We start from the raw sequence: 16,527 nt of genomic DNA on the forward strand, positions 1-16,527 counted from the left end.
ATCCACTGTCGGCAACGTCGTGGAGACGGTGGGCATTTCCGCCGGGAACGGTGCGAGCACCGCCTGAGCCGGCCACCGTCCGCCGGGGATTACTGGGCGGAGCCGTTGACCGGCGTGAGCGGCGAATCGTCGGTGCCCTCGTTGTCGTCGTCCGGGAAGCTCACCGACTCGCCCTTGGCCGACGCCCGCGACGGGCGCACGGCTTTGTAACCGACATTGCGCACGGTGCCGATCAGCGACTCGTATTCACTACCGAGCTTGGCGCGCAACCGCCGCACGTGCACGTCCACGGTGCGGGTCCCGCCGAAGAAGTCGTAGCCCCACACCTCCTGCAGCAGTTGGGCGCGGGTGAACACGCGGCCCGCGTGCTGCGCGAGATACTTCAGCAGCTCGAATTCTTTGTAGGTGAGATCGAGCGGGCGGCCGCGCAAGCGTGCGGTGTAGGTGCCCTCGTCGATCACCAGCTCGCCGAGCGTGATCTTGCCGGTGTTCTCCGGGCTCGCCACGCCGCCGTTGCGTCCGACCAGCAGCCGCAGCCTGGCGTCGAGCTCGGCGGGGCCGGTGCCGGGCAGCAGGATGTCGTCGAGTCCCCAGTCCGCGTTCACCGCGACCAGGCCGCCCTCGGTGAGCACCGCGACTACCGGCACCGAGGATCCGGTGCTGCCCAGCAGGCGGCACAGGCCGCGGGCCGCGGCCAAGTCGGTCCTCGCGTCCACCAGGGCGACGTCCGCGCTGCCTGCCTCGAGCAACGAAGCCACTTCGGTGGGCGCCGGGCGCACGTTGTGTGCGAGCAAGGCGAGCGAGGGCAACACCGACTCGGGGTTGGGGTCGGAGGTAAGCAGGAGCAGCTCCACAGGCCCTCCTCCCATCTCGTAGCCACGCGGATGCGGCAGCACCGCCACGCCCGCGTCGCTAATCACAGGTAATCGGATGCAAGATTAGCGCGTAACAAGGCATGACCACGCATTCCGGGGTCCGTCGCCGCACCGGTGGGCACTCCGGTGCCCAGCTCCGGCCAACCGATATGGTGCGTACATGGGTTACGTATCGGGCATGCCCGCCATCGGCGGCGCGCCCGGCACGGCAGCCGAACGCGCGCCGCGCGGCTCCCGGCCGCCGCGGCCCGAGACCCGGAGAGACGGGGGAGCATGCGCAAGCTGATCATCGGCCTGCTGTGTCTGGCGGGGTTCGCCGTGGTCATCGACTTCAGTACCGCGGCCTATTCGGAGTACCGCGTGTCCAGGGCGCTGCGCGACGGCGCCGACCTCACCGCGGATCCCGAGGTCACCATCAACGGTTTCCCCTTCCTCGGCCAGGCCTGGGACGGTCGCTACGACCACGTCGAGATCCGGGCGCGCGCGAAGCGTCTGGACATCCCCGGCGAGATCGCGCTGGAGGCGACGCTGACGGGGGTGCGGCTGCCGGTCGGTGAACTGGTCGACGGCAGTCTGCGCGGGGTCCCCGTGGAGCGGGTCGACAGCCGGTTGCGCGTGGAGCCGACCGAACTCGGCAGGCTGTTCGCCATCCCCGACCTGCAGGTGCATTCGCGTCCTGCCGACAAGTCCGACGGAACCGGCGGCTCGGGCGGTTCCGGCATGACCACGACCGGCGCGCTGGTGCTCACCGGCACCCTGCCGGAGACGCCGGGCGCGCAGTACGGCGGCGAAAAGGTCAGCGTGCAGGCCGATCTGTCGCTCGACGGCGACCAGGTGAAAATTGTCGCGACCGGTTTCTATCGCGGCCCGCCCGGCACCGAGACCATGCCTGTGGCGGTGATCTCCGAGGCCGATCGGCCCGCGGTCCTCGCCCGATTCACCCGTACCATCGACACCAAGGAGTTGCCGTTCGGTGTCCGGCCCACCAAGGTCTCCGCCCAGGGCGGTCAGATCGTCGTGGAGGGCAAGGGCGTGAACGTCACGATCGACCTAGACCGATTGCAGCGACCATGATCCAATTCACCATCCTCGCAGTAATCCTGCTCGCCGCGCTGGCGGTGGGCCTCCTGCTGCGTCGGCGTGACGGCAAGATTCGCGCGGCCGACGGCATCGACCTGTCCGATTCCGCTCGCGCGCAACTGCTGGCGTCCGTCGGCGTGACCGGCGCCGGGCCCGCGGTCCTGCATTTCTCCGCCGACTGGTGCGGACCGTGCGACGCCGTTCGCCGGGTGGTCGCCAACGTCACCGATCAGCTCGCGGAATCGCCGCAGCCGCCGCAGGACATCGAGGTGGACATCGACGCCGAGCCCGCGCTCGCGCGGGAACTGAACGTCCTCTCGCTGCCCACCACGTTCGTCTTCGACGTCGAGGGCAAGGAGCGGTTCCGCATCTCCGGCGTGCCGAAGGCCACCGATCTGCGCTCCGCGCTCGAGCCGCTGACCGCAGCGGCGTGAGCTGCGATGACAACTCCCCTGGACGGGTGTGATCCACCCCGGGTCCAATTTCCCCGCCGAATTGGGTAAACTGCTCACGTGCTTTCCAACCACGAGCTGATGCTCACCCGACGCCGCACAGTGGATCTGTGTCGGCTCGGTGGTTGTTGCTGCCTGTGCCGCTGATCGGTCGGCTCTTCCGGATTTCCTGACGCCGACCCCTGCCCGCCGCGCGAGTGATCTCACGATCCCCCGGCGAGTTGGCAAATCTCCAGTCATCGGACTTATTCAGCGCAGGAGTATGCACAATGTCCACCCAGATCCGTAACACTTCCGAAGCCACCCCCGCTTCCGCCGACCAGGTCGATGTGCGCGGACCGCGGTTCGCCGCTTGGGTCACCACCGGCGTCCTCGTCGTCGTGGTGCTCGCCGCCGCGGTCTCACCGGCGGCCGCGGCGGTGTTGATCGCCCTGCAGGCGATCGTCTTCGCGGCCGGCGCCGCCCTCGGTCCGCGCCGCCATCCGTACGGCCGGATCTACGCCGCCTTCGTCGCGCCGCGCCTCGCGCCGACGAGTGCGACCGAGCCGACGGCTCCGCTGCGGTTCGCGCAGCTGCTCGGTTTCGTCTTCGCGGCCGTCAGCCTGCTGGGCTTCGCGCTCGGCTCCACAGTCGTCGGCGCGGTGTTCGCCGGCTTCGCCCTGTTCGCGGCGTTCCTGAACGCGGCGTTCGGGATCTGCTTGGGTTGCCGGATCTATCCGCTGGTAGCCCGCCTCCGCCGGAGCCCGTCACCGGCATCGAACTGACCCTGCACGTCATCTCTGAAAGGAAAACAATGGCTCGCTCCGATGTCCTGGTCTCCGTTGACTGGGCCGAAGAGAACCTCAACGCCCCCGGCGTGGTCTTCGTCGAGGTCGACGAGGACACCTCCGCCTACGACGGTGGGCACATCGAGGGTGCCGTCCGGCTCGACTGGAAGAAGGACCTGCAGGATCAGGTTCGTCGTGACTTCGTGAATCAGGAGCAGTTCTCCGACCTGCTCTCGGCGCGCGGCATCTCGAACGACGACGAAGTCATCCTGTACGGCGGCAACAACAACTGGTTCGCCGCGTACGCCTACTGGTACTTCAAGCTGTACGGCCACAACAACGTCAAGCTGCTCGACGGTGGCCGCAAGAAGTGGGAGCTCGACGGCCGCCCGCTGTCCACCGAGCCGGTGAACCGGCCCGCCACACAGTACAAGGCGTCGGCCCCCGACCTGGGCATCCGCGCCTTCCGTGACGAGGTCATCGCGGCCATCGGCACCAAGAACCTGGTAGATGTGCGTTCGCCCGACGAGTTCACCGGCAAGATCCTGGCGCCCGCCCACCTGCCGCAGGAGCAGAGCCAGCGTCCGGGCCACATCCCCGGCGCCATCAACGTGCCGTGGAGCAAGGCCGCGAACGAGGACGGCACCTTCAAGTCCGACGCCGAGCTGACCGAGATCTACAAGGAAGCCGGCCTGGACGGCGAGAAGGAGACCATCGCGTACTGCCGGATCGGTGAGCGTTCCTCGCACACCTGGTTCGTGCTGCAGGAACTGCTGGGCCACCAGAACGTCAAGAACTACGACGGGAGCTGGACCGAGTACGGCTCGCTCGTCGGCGCTCCGATCGAGTTGGGAGAGTAATTCATATGTGTGCAGCACCTACCCAGGGTCAGGCCATTCCGGCCGGCGTCGACGTGGAGAAGGAGACGGTCATCACCGGCCGCGTCCTCAGCGCCGACGGCCAGCCGGTGGGCGGGGCGTTCGTGCGCCTGCTCGACGGCAACGGTGATTTCACCGCCGAGGTCGTCGCGTCGGGCACCGGTGACTTCCGGTTCTTCGCGGCTCCCGGCTCGTGGACCGTCCGCGCGCTGTCCTCCGCGGGCAACGGCTCCGCCGAGGTCCGCCCCGAAGGCGCGGGCATCCACGCGGTCGACGTCGCGGTTGCCAAGTAAGACCTCGCACTCGTCGAACGGCCCCGGTCGCTTTCCGCTTCGCGGAAGCACCGGGGCCGTTTGCGTGCCGCCACCGAGGGGTCGTTAGACTCGGAACGTGGTCCTCTTCTTCGAGATTCTGCTGGTGGCCGTGGCCGTTTTGATCGGCTGGTTCGGCCTCTACGTCTTCTACCGGCTGTTCACCGAATCATGAGCGAACTCGCGAGCGAAGGTTCCAACCCGGCCGAGCGAGCGAGTGAACAACTGAACGGCAACGCTCCGGCCGATGCCGCCGGTCGCCGCAGCGGTGACCAGGCCGTGGCAGACGCTGCCGAACGGGCGAAATCGACCGGCGCCAGGAACATCCCGGTCCTACCCGATCTCCCGCTGCCCGAGGACACCGCCAACCTGCGCCTCGGCCCCGATCTGAGTGCCTCCATGCTCGCGCTGCTCCCGCTGGTCGGCGTGTGGCGCGGCGAGGGCGAGGGCAATGATCCCGAGCGCGGGGACTACCGGTTCGGCCAGCAGATCGTCGTCTCGCACGACGGCGGTGACTATCTCGCCTGGGAATCCCGGTCCTGGGTCATCGAGGCCGACGGCAACTACGGTGGTCCCGACCTGCGCGAAAGCGGCTTCTGGCGGGTCGGCATCGACGGCAACGACGAGGTCATCGAACTGCTGCTGGCGCACAGCAGCGGCATCGTCGAACTGTTCTACGGGCAAGCGCTGACCCAGTCGTCCTGGGAACTGGCCACCGACGTGGTGATCCGCAGCCAGTCGGGCATCGTCGTGGGCGGCGCCAAGCGCCTCTACGGCATCGTCGAGGGCGGCGACTTGGCGTACGTCGAGGAACGCGTGGTAGCCGACGGCCCCCTCGAACCCCGCCTCTCGGCCCGCCTCCAGCGCTACATCGGCTGAGTTCGCCTCTCCGGGTATCGAAGACCCTACAAGTCAAGGTGACGCGGAAGCTGCGCCCAGGCCGTCTGTGCTGTGCTGCTCAGCCCTGAACGTTCGCGCTGATTTCACCAAGTGCCAACGAGCTCAGATGATTGCACTGACCAACGCAACTCCGGGCTGCCAAACCGACCTCGCCCCCACAGCCAAAGCGACAACTGATCTCGCAAGTACATGGGTAACTCCCCGGCCACCCCGAAACGCACCTACGCCCTAACGCAGGACCTGTGACCAACCTACGCCCCAACCCAACTGGTACGGCCTGAATACCCGGAGAGGCGGGCGAGCACAGAACAGCCCCCGAGCCATACCGGTGCGAGTTTCCTCGCACGGGTCCGGTCGGACCGACCGGGGCTCGGGGGCCGGGTGACTGCCTGGAATTCGCTCAGCGCTCGCGCGGGCGAAATCCACCTGCAGCGGTGGCGCTAGCGGACAGCCACCTCACGTGTCCTATGAATATCCATTCTTCGAACCACCTCCTTCCTCGTGTACGAACGAATCTAGCGATGCGTCAGCAGCTCGGCAACGGAATTTCTCGGTCGGCGGAATCCGCGGCGCGGCAAGGCGCCGCAGACGCGGCGAAATCCGTGCTGATCTGGCCTGATGCTGTGATTCGGAGCACCGCGCCCGCCCGGTGGTCGACCGGGAGCTGATGGGTGACGACGACCACGGTGCGGTCGGGTTCGACGAGTCCGCTGTCGATGTCCAGCAAGTCGCGCAGCAGCCTCGCCCCCGCCTCGGCTTCCAGGTGTTCTGTCGGTTCGTCCAGCAGCAGCACCCGCGCCGGGGACACCAGCGCCCGCGCCAGCAGGATCCGGCGGCGCTGGCCCCCTGAAACGGCTGCCGCTCCCCCGACCAGGTCGGTGCGCACGCCCTCGGGAAGTCCGTCCAGCCAGTCTCCGAGACCGACTGCGCGCAACGCCTGCTCGGCTGTTTCGGCGGTCAGGTCACCACGCGCGACTCGCAGGTTCTCCAGCACGGAGGTACCGAACAGGTGCGCGTCCTCGGCGAAGAAGGTGACGCCGGGGCGAGGTGTGCCGAACAACCCCGCCCACTTCATCAGCAGGGTCGTCTTGCCCGCCCCGCTGGGGCCGACCACCGCGATCCGTCGTGCTCGGGGCAGTTCCGGCACCGCCGCGTCGGTCGGTCGGGCCGAGTCCGCGGCGCTTCTTCGCGGTGCCCAGGAGTTCTCCGTCGTGCTGCCGGATGCGCAGTCGTCCAGGCGATGTAGAGCCGCACGGGCGGTCGTCAATGCCTGTGCCGCCGCGGGCAGCGGGCCGACCGCTTCGAAAGCCGAGAGCGGCAAGAGGACGAGCACGACGAGCGCCATGGGTGTCATCGCGCCGGCCGTGCCACCGTCCGGGCCGTAGAGGGTGATGCCGATCAGGAGGGCGCCGAACACGGCGGCGCCGATCGAGAGCGGCGTGGCGGCGGCCGACCAGGCGCTGCGCGCGGCCGCGTGGTCCTCGGCGGCGACCGCCCGGCGCGCCGCCGCTCCGGCGGCGGCCAGCGCGGCGTCCAGACGACCGGCGACGCGCAGTTCGGCGGCGTGGTCGAGGACGGTCATGGCCTGCGCGGTGAATTCCGCGCGGTCGGCACGGACGGCGCGTTCCGCCTCGGACGCCGCCTTGGCCGACAACCACGGCGCGACGACGCCCGACAGTGCGAGCGCCCCCGCCAGGATCGCGGCCGCCGCGAGCGAGATCGTGGCCAGGAGTGCGACGGCCGCGACCGAGAGGACGAACGCGACCGCGATCGGCACCGACACGCGGACCACCACGGCGCCCAGATCATCGATGTCGCTGCCGATGCGGACCAGGAGATCACCGCGGCGCGGCGGCTTCGTGCCCGGTTGATCGTTCGCGCCCCGCGGGACGTCGGGGCGGCGCAGCCAGATATCCGAGCGCGCCAGTGTGCGGTAGACCGTGGTTCGCGCGGTGGTCATGGCGCGCAGCGCGACGTCGTGCGTGGCAAGACGCTCCAGGTATCGGCACAGGCCACGGGAGATGCCGAGCGCGCGCACCGCGACGACGGCGATGCTCAGGTCGAGCACCGGCGGCATCTGCCAGGCTCGTGCGATCAGCCAGGCCGCCAGCGCCGCGAGCCCGAGCCCGCTGCCCAAAGCCAGCACGCCCCACCCGATCGCCACCGCGACTCGCGCACGGGACAATTCGAGCAGCGCCCAGATCCGGCGTAGATCCCCCAGCACCGTGGCGCGGGTTGTTCTTCGCGTATCCGCATTCGGCGCCGCCCTGCCGGCCCGGAACGTCACGAGGCTCATCGGAAAACCTCCGCGGTCTCGGCCCGTACCTGGACGACCTGGTCCGCGGCGGCCAGGATGGTCGGGCGGTGCCCGATGACGACGACCGTCGCGCCCGCACGAGCTCGCACCCGGAGGGCGGCCAGCACGGTGGCTTCCGCAGCGGCGTCCAGGTGTGCGGTCGGCTCGTCGAGCAGCAGGACAGGACGATCGGCGGCCAGCACCCTGGTCAGCGCGAGGCGTTGGCGCTGGCCGAGGGACAGGCCGATGCCGCCGGGCCCGACCACGGTGTCCCAGCGGTCGGGGAGGTCGTCGAGCACGGCATCGAAACCGGTGGCCAGACAGGCGGCTTCGAGGTCGTCGAGCACGCGCGCCGGGCCGCGGGCGGCGCGGTCGACCGTTCGCGCGCCGAGCAGTTCGAGGTTGTCCCGCAGCGTGCCGGGCACCAGCACGGGCCGCTGTGGCAGCCAGGCGACCCGCGCCCACCATCGGTCCGGGTCCAGGTCACGGACGTCCACGCCGTCGACGGTCACGGCGCCCCGGTCGGGCGTGAGCAAGCCCAGGATCGCCTGTATGACGGTCGATTTCCCGCTTCCGTTGGGACCGGCGAGCACCGTGAGCGAGCCGGGCCGCATGCTCGCCGACAAACCCGCGGGAGCGAACCCGTCCCGCGCCTGGATCGAGAGGTCTCGGAGTTCGACCGCTCCGGGGCCCGCTGCGCTGCCGCGACGAACAGTCGCCCTGGCTGCCCACTGCGCGGCGCGACGGTCGCTCGGATCGATGCGCGGCTTCTCAGGTGTCACCGCGTCCTCGACGCCGACGCCTGGCCGCCCGTCGACGTCCGAGTCCGTCGCCGCACCCTCCACGCGGTCGCCGGACCGCCGCTCGAACGACTCGTCATACGGGTCCATCGCCGTGCCGGTCTCGCCGCCGACGCGCTCGGCCGGCGTGGACTCGAGGATCGCGAAGGCCTTGTCGGCCGCCGCCATGCCGTCCTGGGCGGCGTGGAATCGTTCGCCCACCATGCGCAGCGGCAGGTACACCTCGGGGGCGAGTATCAGCGCCACCAAGCCCGCGTAGAGACTCATCTCACCGAACACCAGCCGCAGGCCGATGGAGACCGCGATCAGGGCCACGCTCAGGGTCGCGAGCAACTCCAGCACCATCGAGGACAGGAACGCCATGCGCAGCGCCCGCATGGTGCGCTGCCGCAAGGCGTCACCGAGATCGCGAACGCGGTGCTGCATGGTGCGCGGGTGTCCGGCCCCGCCCCGTTCTTGCTCCGCAGCCGGTTCCACCACGCCACCGGTCTCGCGGCCGAGCGCCCGCAACGTCGGCATACCCGCGAACAGGTCGAGCAACTGGTCGGACAACCGTGTCGTGGCGGCGAGCGTGGCTTCGGCCCGCCCCTGGGTCAGCAGTCCGATGAGGATCATGAAGATCGGGATGAGCGGCAAGGTGATCAGCGCGATCACCCCGGACGTCGGATCGTGTGCCGCGATGACCGTGAGCACGACCGGCGGCACCAGCACCGCCAGCAGCAGAGCGGGCAGGTAGCCGACGAGATAGCCACGCAGCCCGGACAATCCCGAGCCGACGACCACCGCCAGCTCCGTCCGGCGTGTGTCGAGTTCGCGCGGCGACAGCCGTGCGCTCGCCGCGAGCACCGCGCCCTCCAGCTCCGCCACCACGCTCGCGCCCGCCCGATGAGCCAGCCGGGACTGCGACCAGGTGGCGAGCACCCGCACCGCGACGACGAGCGCGAGCACGATCAGTTCGGCCGTCCACGCACCGAGCGTGCGCGCGTCCGGATCGGTGACGACCCCGGCCAGCATCCGTCCGATGAGCACCGCGGCCGCCACGATCGCTCCGGTGACGACCAGTGACAGCGCCACGCTCAGCGCGAGGTAGGTGCGCGCGGAGCGGGCGTACCGCCACAGGCGCGGATCGATCGGCGGGCGGGCCATGGCGTCAATCCTGCACAGGCCGCAAGGGCAGTCCGACCGGGGGCGGGATCTGCTCGACGGTGATCCGCTTGCGGAACACCCAGTACGTCCAGCCCTGGTACACCAGCACGACCGGGGTGGCGAGCAGCGCCGCCCAGCTCATCACCCTCAGCGTGTACGGCGTCGAGGACGCGTTGTGGATCGTCAGGTCGAATGCCGCGTCGATCGTCGAGGGAAGCACATTCGGGAACAAAGACCCGAACAGCAGCGCGGTCGCCGCCGCGACGGTCACCGTGGTGCCGGTGAACGCCCACCCGTCGCGTTGCGCGAGATCGGCGGCCACCGCGAGGCCCAGGCCGAGTACGGCCAGTCCCAACGGGATCCACGTCCAGCCCGCGCCGTAGGACAGCTGGGTCCACAACCCGAATCCGCCGACCACGACCACCGTCGGGGCCGACAGCAGCCGGGCGGCGCGCCGCGCGTCGTCACGGACCTCGCCCGCGGTCTTGAGCACCAGGAACATCGCTCCGTGCAGCGCGAACAGCAGGCCGGTCGCCAGCGCGCCGAGCAGCGCGTAGGGCCCGAACAGATCCGCCACCGAGCCCGCGAACTGCTTCTTCTCGTTCAGCGGGACGCCGTGCACCACATTGGCGAACACCCAGCCCCAGGCCAGCGCCGGAACCCAGGAACCGATGCCGATGCCGATGTCGCAGCGGGCCCGCCAGCGCGGGTCGTCGATTTTGCCGCGATATTCGATGGCGCAGATCCGCAGGATCAGCGCGACGAGCACCAGCAGCAACGCCAGGTAGAAGCCGGAGAACAGGCTGGCGTACCACTCCGGGAACGCGGCGAACATCGCCGCGCCCGCGGTGATCAGCCACACCTCGTTGGCGTCCCACACCGGCCCGATCGTGTTGAGCACCGCACGCCTGCGGCGGTCGGACCCCTTGCCGAGGATCGGCATGAGCATGCCGACGCCGAAGTCGAAGCCCTCCAGCACGAAGTAGCCGGTGAACAGCACGCCGATCAAGACGAACCAGAACTCTTGCAAATTCATCGCCGGCTCCTAGTAGGCGAACGACAGTTGTTCGACGGCAGGTTCTTCGGCGCGGGAGCCGCCCGAAGACGCGTCCGTGTCCTTCGGCTCCGTCGCGGCGGGCGCGGCCGGATCGGGTCCATGGATCACGTATCGGCGCATCAGGTAGAACCACACGATCGCGAGCGCGCCGTACAGCAGCGTGAAGGTGATCAGCGAGAAGAGCACGACGCCGGGCGAGTGGTTCGACACGCCCTGCTGCACGGTGAGGCGCAGGTTCGGATCGCCGGTGGGATTGGGCGCGACCACCCAGGGTTGGCGGCCCATCTCGGTGAACACCCACCCGGCGCTGTTGGCCAGGAAGGGCGTCGGGATGACCAGCAGGCTCAGCCAGGAGAACCAGCGCTGGTCGGCTACCCGTCCGCGGCGGGTGAGCCACAGCCCGGCGAGCGCGAGCAGCGCCGAACCCGCCGACAAGCCGATCATGGCGCGGAACGACCAGTAGGTGACGAACAGGTTGGGCCGGTAGTCGCCGACGCCGAACTTCTCGTTGTAGGCCTTCTGCAGGTCGACGACGCCGTCCAGCGTCACGCCGGTGAACTCGCCCTTCGCCAGCCAGGGCAGCACGTACGGCACCTCGAGTACGTGCGTCACGCTGTCGCAGTTGTTGTGCGTACCGACGGTGAGCACGGAGAAGTCCGGGTCGGGTGCGGTGTGGCACAAGGATTCCGCCGAGGCCATCTTCATCGGCTGCTGCTCGAACATCAACTTGCCCTGCACGTCACCGGTGTAGACCAGCGCGGCCATGGAAACGATCAGCACCGCGATGCCCGCCCGTGCCGCGGGCCGCCACATCTCCCGCGCATCGGCCATTTTCGCCGGGTCGCCACTGCGCGCGTTACGCACCATCCACCAGCCCGCGATGCCGGCGACGAACGTGCCCGCTGTGAGGAAGGAACCGGCCACGACGTGCGGGAAGGCCGCCAGCAAGGTGTTGTTGGTGAGCACCTCCACGATGCTCGCCAGTTCCGCGCGACCGGTTTCCGGGTTGTAGCGGGCGCCGACGGGGTGCTGCATGAACGAGTTGGCCGCGACGATGAAGTACGCCGAGGCGTTCACGCCGATCGCGACCATCCAGATCGCGCCGAGATGCAGCAGTTTCGGCAATCGGGTCCAGCCGAAGATCCACAGGCCGAGGAAGGTCGACTCCATGAAGAAGGCGATCAGGCCTTCCAGCGCCAGCGGTGCGCCGAAGACGTCGCCGACGAACCGGGAGTACTCGCTCCAGTTCATGCCGAACTGGAACTCCTGCACGATGCCGGTCGCGACGCCGAGCGCGAAGTTGATCAGGAACAGCTTGCCGAAGAATTTGGTCAGCCGCAGCCAGTGCTGCTTGCCGGTGACGACCCAGGCCGTCTGCATGGCGGCCACCAGCGGCGCGAGACCGATGGTCAGGGGCACCAGGAGGAAGTGATAAACGGTCGTGATGCCGAACTGCCATCGGGAGATGTCCAAGGCGTTCAAGCCGGCCTCCTGCGTGTCTACGACGTGTCGTAGTAAGCCTACGTCGGAGGCGGTTACGGACAATGAGTCCTAGACCACGCACCAGGGCCGATTCCGCCCGTTCCGGACCGTTTCCCGTGCTCATCGCCGCCCCGTGGCCGCCAGGGTAGGACGGAGATCACGAAGCGACGCTGATCACCACGACGGCACCGGCTGTCCACGCCCGGTCCGACGCACCGATCGACCCTCGGTCGAGGCAACAGCCGATCCCTCTCAGCGGACGCCAGAACCGATCTCGTCATCCGGCGCGACAACTGGTCCCCTCGGCCGAGGCGACCCCCGAGCGGACGCGAGGACCGATCTCGTCGAGCAACGCGACAACTGGTCTCGTCAGCACATGGGTCACTCACGAGGTACGCCCCAACCCCGCGCGGCACTCGACACAGGACCTGAACGCGAACTCGGCCACCCGACTCGTGCGGCCCGAATACCCGCAGCGGCGGCACAGCGCAGCTCACCAGTCGCCGATGGCTCCCGCCCGCTCGATGCCGCGATCGACCAGTCCGATGATCTCTTCGGCGTTGTCCGGCGCGGACATCCGCAGCCCGTCGAGCGAATTGACCCGCGCCGCAAGGGAAATGCTCGAGAGCATCCAGATGCTGTCACAGGTGAGCAGGTCGGCGGTGAACAGCGAGTCGTAGCGGCATTGCCAGCCCGCCTTCTCGGCTTCGGCGAACAGCGCGCGCTGGGTGACGCCGGGCAGCACACCGTTCTTGGCCGGCGGGGTGATCAACTGCTTGTCGCGGGCGATCACCACGGAGGAGCGCGGCCCCTCCAGCACCCGGTTCTCGGTGCTGGTGAAGATCACGTCGTCCGCGCCCATCCGTGCGGCGAATCGCAGGGCGGCCATGTTGGTGGCGTAGGACAGCGTCTTGGCTCCGAGCAACTGCCACGGCGCGGCCTGCGCGAGGTCGATCGAGATGCCGCGCGACAGGGTCACCACGGCGACGCCTTCGGTACGGGCCTTCTCCACGCGCTCGGGCACCGGCGCCACGAGCACGAAGGCGGTCGGCACCGGCACGGCGGCGGCGAGGTCGCCGGTCTTGACCTTGTCGGGGGTGCCTGCCAGCTCGGAGTCGCGGCCGCGGGTCAACACCAGCCGCATCACGCCTTCGCGTTCGCTGCCCCACTCCTTGGCCGCGGTCTCCACCGCCTCACGCCATTTGCCCAGTTCCGGCTCGGGCAGATCGAGCGCCTGCGCGGAGCGGCGCAGTCTGCCTAGATGAAATTCGACCGCGCACGCGACTCCCGCGCGCACGAGCACCGTTTCGAAAACACCATCGCCACGCAATACGCCGATATCGTCCGCGAACAACAACGGCGCGTCCGCATCTCGGACCGCGCCATCGAGAGTTACCAGAACTCGATCCACCATGCGACGAGCGTAGGCGGTGTGAGCGGACAATGCCTATGTCACGGCCGCTTTTGCCAGACCTTTTGTGGAGCCGCGCCACAGCGCCCGCCGTAATGCTCGGACAATGCCGATCGGCTATGCCGGACTCCGGCGCCGCAGCCCGGTTCGCGCACCGCCCGACGACCCCGCCTAGAGTGGGAGGGGTGTCCGTGGTCGTTGCGCCCAGCCCCCTGCTCAGTGTGTCGGGAGCCGTCGCGGGAGCGGCGGGTTCGCCCGACGCCGCCGTCGCCTGGCACTACGGCGATCCGTTCGGTGAACAGCGCGCCGCGGTGCAGCGCGCCGCGATCGTCGACCGTTCACACCGATTCGTCCTGCGCATCACCGGCGCCGAGCGGCTGACCTGGTTGCACACGATCTCCAGTCAGCATGTCGCCGCCTTGGGCGACGGGCAGTCCGCCGAGAATCTCGATCTCGATCTGAACGGCCGGGTCCAGCACCATTTCGTACTCACCGAACTGGACGGCGCCGTCTGGATCGATACGGAGGCCGAGCGCGGACCCGACCTGCTCGCCTTCCTGCAGAAGATGGTGTTCTGGGCCGACGCCAAGCCGGTCGAAGCCGCCGATCACGCGGTGCTGAGCCTGCTCGGACCCGAAGTGGCCGGACTGACCGAGACCCTCGGCATCGCCGTCCTCCCCGGTGCCTACGAGGCGACACGGCTGCCCGGCGGCGGTTTCCTGCGCCGAATGCCGTGGCCGACGGCCGACGCCTTCGACCTGGTCATCCCGCGCGACCAGCTGACCGGTCGGTGGACCGAACTCGCCGCGGCCGGCGCCACCCCGGCGGGGATGTGGGCGTTCGAGGCGCTGCGCGTCGCGGCAGTTCGCCCGCGGATCGGGCTGGACACCGACGAGCGGACCATCCCGCACGAGGCCCGCTGGATCGGCGGCGTCGCCGAACACGGAGCGGTCCACCTGGACAAGGGCTGCTACCGCGGCCAGGAGACCGTGGCCCGAGTGCACAACCTGGGTAAGCCGCCGCGGCACCTGGTGCTGCTGCATCTGGACGGCTCGGCGGACGAGCGCCCGGCCACCGGTGACGACGTCACCGCGGGCGGCCGCGCGGTCGGCAGACTCGGCACGGTCATCGATCACTACGAGTTCGGCCCGATCGCCCTCGCCTTGGTCAAGCGCACGGTCCCTGCGGACACCGCGCTGGCCGCGGGCCCGGTTGCCGCGTCCATCGACCCCGATTCGGTCCCCGCCGACGACGAGCCGCAGGCGGGCCGTCTCGCGGTCGACCGGCTGCGCGGACGCTGATCCGTTGGCGAAACACCGACCGGCCTGGGACTTTCCCCAGCCGACATGCCCACCCCTGCTCAACGCCGAGCTCCCCATCCGTGACGAGAGGAGCGCCGCCCATGCGCGTCGGTGATACCGGAGAAGTGCTCGCGGCGTGCGTCGTGCACGCCGAAATCGAGGTGCCGGGACGGGTCGGTCGCAGCGCGATCGATAAGCGACCGGTGGCGGGACGCGTCGCGGTGCGCGCGCTCGGCTTGGCGGGTGATCACGTCTGCAACACCAAGGACCACGGTGGTGTGGACCAGGCCGTCTACGCCTACGCCGACGAGGACGCCCGCCGCTGGGGCACAGAACTGGGCCGGGACCTGCCCGCGGGGTGGTTCGGCGAAAACCTGCGTGTCCGTGGCCTTCCGGTCAGCGATGCGGTGATCGGCGCACGCTGGTCGGTCGGCGACACCTTGCTCGAGGTCAGCGCGCCGCGCGTGCCGTGTGCCTCGTTCCAGCACTGGAGCGGCGAGCAACAGTGGGTCAAGCGGTTCACCCTGCGCAGCGACACCGGCGCCTACCTGCGGGTACTCACGGAGGGCACGATCGCGGCGGGCGACCGGATCTCGGTGGTGCACGTCCCCGAACACGGCGTCACCGTCCGCGATCTGTTCACCGGCGCCGATCCGGACCTGCTGGCGATCCTGCTCGCCGACGAGCCGACCATCTCCGACGACGTGCGCATGCAGGTGGAACGGCACGCGCACAGGCATAGCCGCGCCGCCACGCACCGGCACGCGACCGCGAGCACCGATGACATCGCCACGGGGGTGTAGCCATGAGTGTCGAACTGGTCGAAGTCGTACGCTCCGGCTTCCGCGAATGCGTGCACCGCGGCTCGGTGGTGGTGCTCGACGCCGCGGGTGAGCCCACTCTCGAACTCGGTGAAGTGCACCTGCCGATCTTCCCGCGCTCGACGAACAAGCCGATGCAGGCGATCACCTTGTTGCGCAACGGCTTCGAACCGCTCGATGACGCCGAACTGGCCATCGCGACCGCCTCGCATTACGGCGAGCCGGACCACATCGCGCTGGTGCGCAGGTTGCTGGACCGCTTCGGTCTGCCCGATACCGCGCTGGCGTGCCCGGCCGATCTGCCGTACGACGAGCGCGCCCGCGTCGCAGCGCTGTCGGGCGGTCCCCACCCGATCTACATGAACTGCTCGGGCAAGCACGCGGCAATGCTCGCGACCTGCGCGGTCAACGGCTGGCCCACCGCGGGCTATCAGGATCGGGCGCATCCGCTGCAGCGCGCGGTGATCGCGACGGTCGCCGAGCTGACCGGCGAGCCGGAAACCGATCTGGGCATCGACGGCTGCGGGCTGCCGATCATCCCGGTCTCGCTGGTCAATCTCGCCCGGGTGTTCGCGGCCATGGCGACGGCCGAACCCGGCACCCCGCAACGCCGGGTCGCCGACGCGGTGCGCGCACATCCGCGAGTGATTTCCGGCACGAACGCACCCGACCTGCTGGCCATGCAGGCCACTCCCGGACTGGTCTGCAAGATCGGCGCGGACGGTGTGCACGCCGGCGCGTTGCCGGACGGATCGGCGTTCGCGTACAAGATCGAAGACGGCCACGATCGCGCTCGAATGCCGCTGACGCTGGCGATTCTGCATCGGATGGGGATCGAGTGGACCGCTGCGCACGCGGAACTGGCGGCCCCAGCGGTACTCGGCGGAGGCGCTCGCGTTGGTGTGATTCGCGCCATACCCGGAGTCGTCTAGCTATCACACGCCTGGGCG

Annotated in this window: 15 protein-coding genes; 9 read left to right on the plus strand and 6 right to left on the minus strand. The window is 69.3% G+C overall.

Features of this window, described 5'->3' with window-relative positions:
- Positions 1-89: 89 nt before the first annotated feature.
- Positions 90-854: a winged helix-turn-helix transcriptional regulator gene (locus ACWEKR_RS27915; RefSeq protein ID WP_452356974.1), complete on the minus strand. Its 765-nt coding sequence runs from the start codon at positions 852-854 to the stop codon at positions 90-92.
- Between the two features lie 294 nt (positions 855-1,148).
- Between ACWEKR_RS27915 and ACWEKR_RS27920 the strand changes: the two genes are divergently transcribed.
- The 6 genes from ACWEKR_RS27920 (at position 1,149) to ACWEKR_RS27945 (ending at position 5,242) form a co-directional block, all read left to right on the plus strand.
- A complete protein-coding gene (locus ACWEKR_RS27920) occupies positions 1,149-1,949 on the plus strand; it encodes an LmeA family phospholipid-binding protein (protein WP_452356975.1) in 801 nt (266 codons plus the stop codon).
- Positions 1,946-2,389, plus strand: a complete 444-nt coding sequence (locus ACWEKR_RS27925) for a thioredoxin family protein (protein WP_452356976.1) — start codon at positions 1,946-1,948, stop codon at positions 2,387-2,389. Before ACWEKR_RS27920 ends, ACWEKR_RS27925 begins: the two co-directional genes overlap by 4 nt.
- Before the next feature lie 287 nt (positions 2,390-2,676).
- Positions 2,677-3,171, plus strand: coding sequence for a DUF4395 domain-containing protein (locus tag ACWEKR_RS27930; RefSeq protein WP_452356977.1), 495 nt, complete (start codon positions 2,677-2,679; stop codon positions 3,169-3,171).
- Between the two features lie 29 nt (positions 3,172-3,200).
- A complete protein-coding gene (locus tag ACWEKR_RS27935) occupies positions 3,201-4,034 on the plus strand; it encodes a sulfurtransferase (RefSeq protein ID WP_195085709.1) in 834 nt (277 codons plus the stop codon).
- Between the two features lie 5 nt (positions 4,035-4,039).
- Positions 4,040-4,345 carry a DUF1416 domain-containing protein gene (locus ACWEKR_RS27940; RefSeq protein ID WP_159842239.1) on the plus strand — a complete coding sequence of 102 codons (306 nt, stop codon included), beginning with the start codon at positions 4,040-4,042 and terminating at the stop codon, positions 4,343-4,345.
- 189 nt (positions 4,346-4,534) lie between these two features.
- Positions 4,535-5,242 (plus strand): FABP family protein, encoded by a 708-nt coding sequence (locus ACWEKR_RS27945; RefSeq protein WP_452356978.1) that lies wholly within the window; start codon positions 4,535-4,537, stop codon positions 5,240-5,242.
- 547 nt (positions 5,243-5,789) lie between these two features.
- On the opposite strand, the gene cydC is transcribed toward ACWEKR_RS27945, so the two are convergent.
- From cydC to ACWEKR_RS27970, 5 genes are all read right to left on the minus strand, one after another.
- Positions 5,790-7,559 carry a thiol reductant ABC exporter subunit CydC gene (gene cydC, locus ACWEKR_RS27950; protein ID WP_452356979.1) on the minus strand — a complete coding sequence of 590 codons (1,770 nt, stop codon included), beginning with the start codon at positions 7,557-7,559 and terminating at the stop codon, positions 5,790-5,792.
- Complete coding sequence (gene cydD / locus ACWEKR_RS27955; protein WP_452356980.1) at positions 7,556-9,505, minus strand: thiol reductant ABC exporter subunit CydD; 1,950 nt, start codon at positions 9,503-9,505, stop codon at positions 7,556-7,558. The genes cydC and cydD overlap by 4 nt, the downstream gene beginning before the upstream one ends.
- Positions 9,506-9,509: 4 nt before the next feature.
- The gene (gene cydB / locus ACWEKR_RS27960; protein WP_452356981.1) at positions 9,510-10,541 is read right to left on the minus strand and encodes a cytochrome d ubiquinol oxidase subunit II; all 1,032 of its coding nucleotides are present in this window, start codon (positions 10,539-10,541) and stop codon (positions 9,510-9,512) included.
- A gap of 9 nt (positions 10,542-10,550) precedes the next feature.
- Positions 10,551-12,044, minus strand: a complete 1,494-nt coding sequence (locus ACWEKR_RS27965) for a cytochrome ubiquinol oxidase subunit I (RefSeq protein WP_195085715.1) — start codon at positions 12,042-12,044, stop codon at positions 10,551-10,553.
- 493 nt (positions 12,045-12,537) lie between these two features.
- On the minus strand, positions 12,538-13,458 hold the full coding sequence (locus ACWEKR_RS27970; RefSeq protein ID WP_195085716.1) for an aminodeoxychorismate lyase: 921 nt from the start codon (positions 13,456-13,458) through the stop codon (positions 12,538-12,540).
- 182 nt (positions 13,459-13,640) lie between these two features.
- On the opposite strand from ACWEKR_RS27970, the gene ygfZ reads away from it, so the two are divergent.
- The 3 genes from ygfZ (at position 13,641) to ACWEKR_RS27985 (ending at position 16,509) form a co-directional block, all read left to right on the plus strand.
- Entirely contained in the window at positions 13,641-14,756 is a 1,116-nt protein-coding gene (gene ygfZ, locus ACWEKR_RS27975; RefSeq protein WP_452356982.1) for a CAF17-like 4Fe-4S cluster assembly/insertion protein YgfZ, read from the plus strand.
- Between the two features lie 101 nt (positions 14,757-14,857).
- Positions 14,858-15,559: an MOSC domain-containing protein gene (locus tag ACWEKR_RS27980; protein ID WP_452356983.1), complete on the plus strand. Its 702-nt coding sequence runs from the start codon at positions 14,858-14,860 to the stop codon at positions 15,557-15,559.
- Between the two features lie 2 nt (positions 15,560-15,561).
- Positions 15,562-16,509, plus strand: coding sequence for an asparaginase (locus tag ACWEKR_RS27985; protein ID WP_452356984.1), 948 nt, complete (start codon positions 15,562-15,564; stop codon positions 16,507-16,509).
- Positions 16,510-16,527 lie beyond the last annotated feature (18 nt).

It is taken from the genome of Nocardia sp. NPDC004573, from assembly GCF_053602135.1.

What these genes read in the sequence shown, in the direction of transcription:
- cydC (WP_452356979.1), bottom strand. Translation starts at nt 7,559, where the DNA reads ATGAGCCTCGTGACGTTCCGGGCCGGCAGGGCGGCGCCGAATGCGGAT.
- ACWEKR_RS27980 (WP_452356983.1), top strand. Translation starts at nt 14,858, where the DNA reads ATGCGCGTCGGTGATACCGGAGAAGTGCTCGCGGCGTGCGTCGTGCAC.
- cydB (WP_452356981.1), bottom strand. Translation starts at nt 10,541, where the DNA reads ATGAATTTGCAAGAGTTCTGGTTCGTCTTGATCGGCGTGCTGTTCACC.
- ACWEKR_RS27930 (WP_452356977.1), top strand. Translation starts at nt 2,677, where the DNA reads ATGTCCACCCAGATCCGTAACACTTCCGAAGCCACCCCCGCTTCCGCC.
- cydD (WP_452356980.1), bottom strand. Translation starts at nt 9,505, where the DNA reads ATGGCCCGCCCGCCGATCGATCCGCGCCTGTGGCGGTACGCCCGCTCC.
- ACWEKR_RS27940 (WP_159842239.1), top strand. Translation starts at nt 4,040, where the DNA reads ATGTGTGCAGCACCTACCCAGGGTCAGGCCATTCCGGCCGGCGTCGAC.
- ACWEKR_RS27945 (WP_452356978.1), top strand. Translation starts at nt 4,535, where the DNA reads ATGAGCGAACTCGCGAGCGAAGGTTCCAACCCGGCCGAGCGAGCGAGT.
- ACWEKR_RS27925 (WP_452356976.1), top strand. Translation starts at nt 1,946, where the DNA reads ATGATCCAATTCACCATCCTCGCAGTAATCCTGCTCGCCGCGCTGGCG.
- ACWEKR_RS27985 (WP_452356984.1), top strand. Translation starts at nt 15,562, where the DNA reads ATGAGTGTCGAACTGGTCGAAGTCGTACGCTCCGGCTTCCGCGAATGC.
- ACWEKR_RS27920 (WP_452356975.1), top strand. Translation starts at nt 1,149, where the DNA reads ATGCGCAAGCTGATCATCGGCCTGCTGTGTCTGGCGGGGTTCGCCGTG.
- ACWEKR_RS27970 (WP_195085716.1), bottom strand. Translation starts at nt 13,458, where the DNA reads ATGGTGGATCGAGTTCTGGTAACTCTCGATGGCGCGGTCCGAGATGCG.
- ACWEKR_RS27935 (WP_195085709.1), top strand. Translation starts at nt 3,201, where the DNA reads ATGGCTCGCTCCGATGTCCTGGTCTCCGTTGACTGGGCCGAAGAGAAC.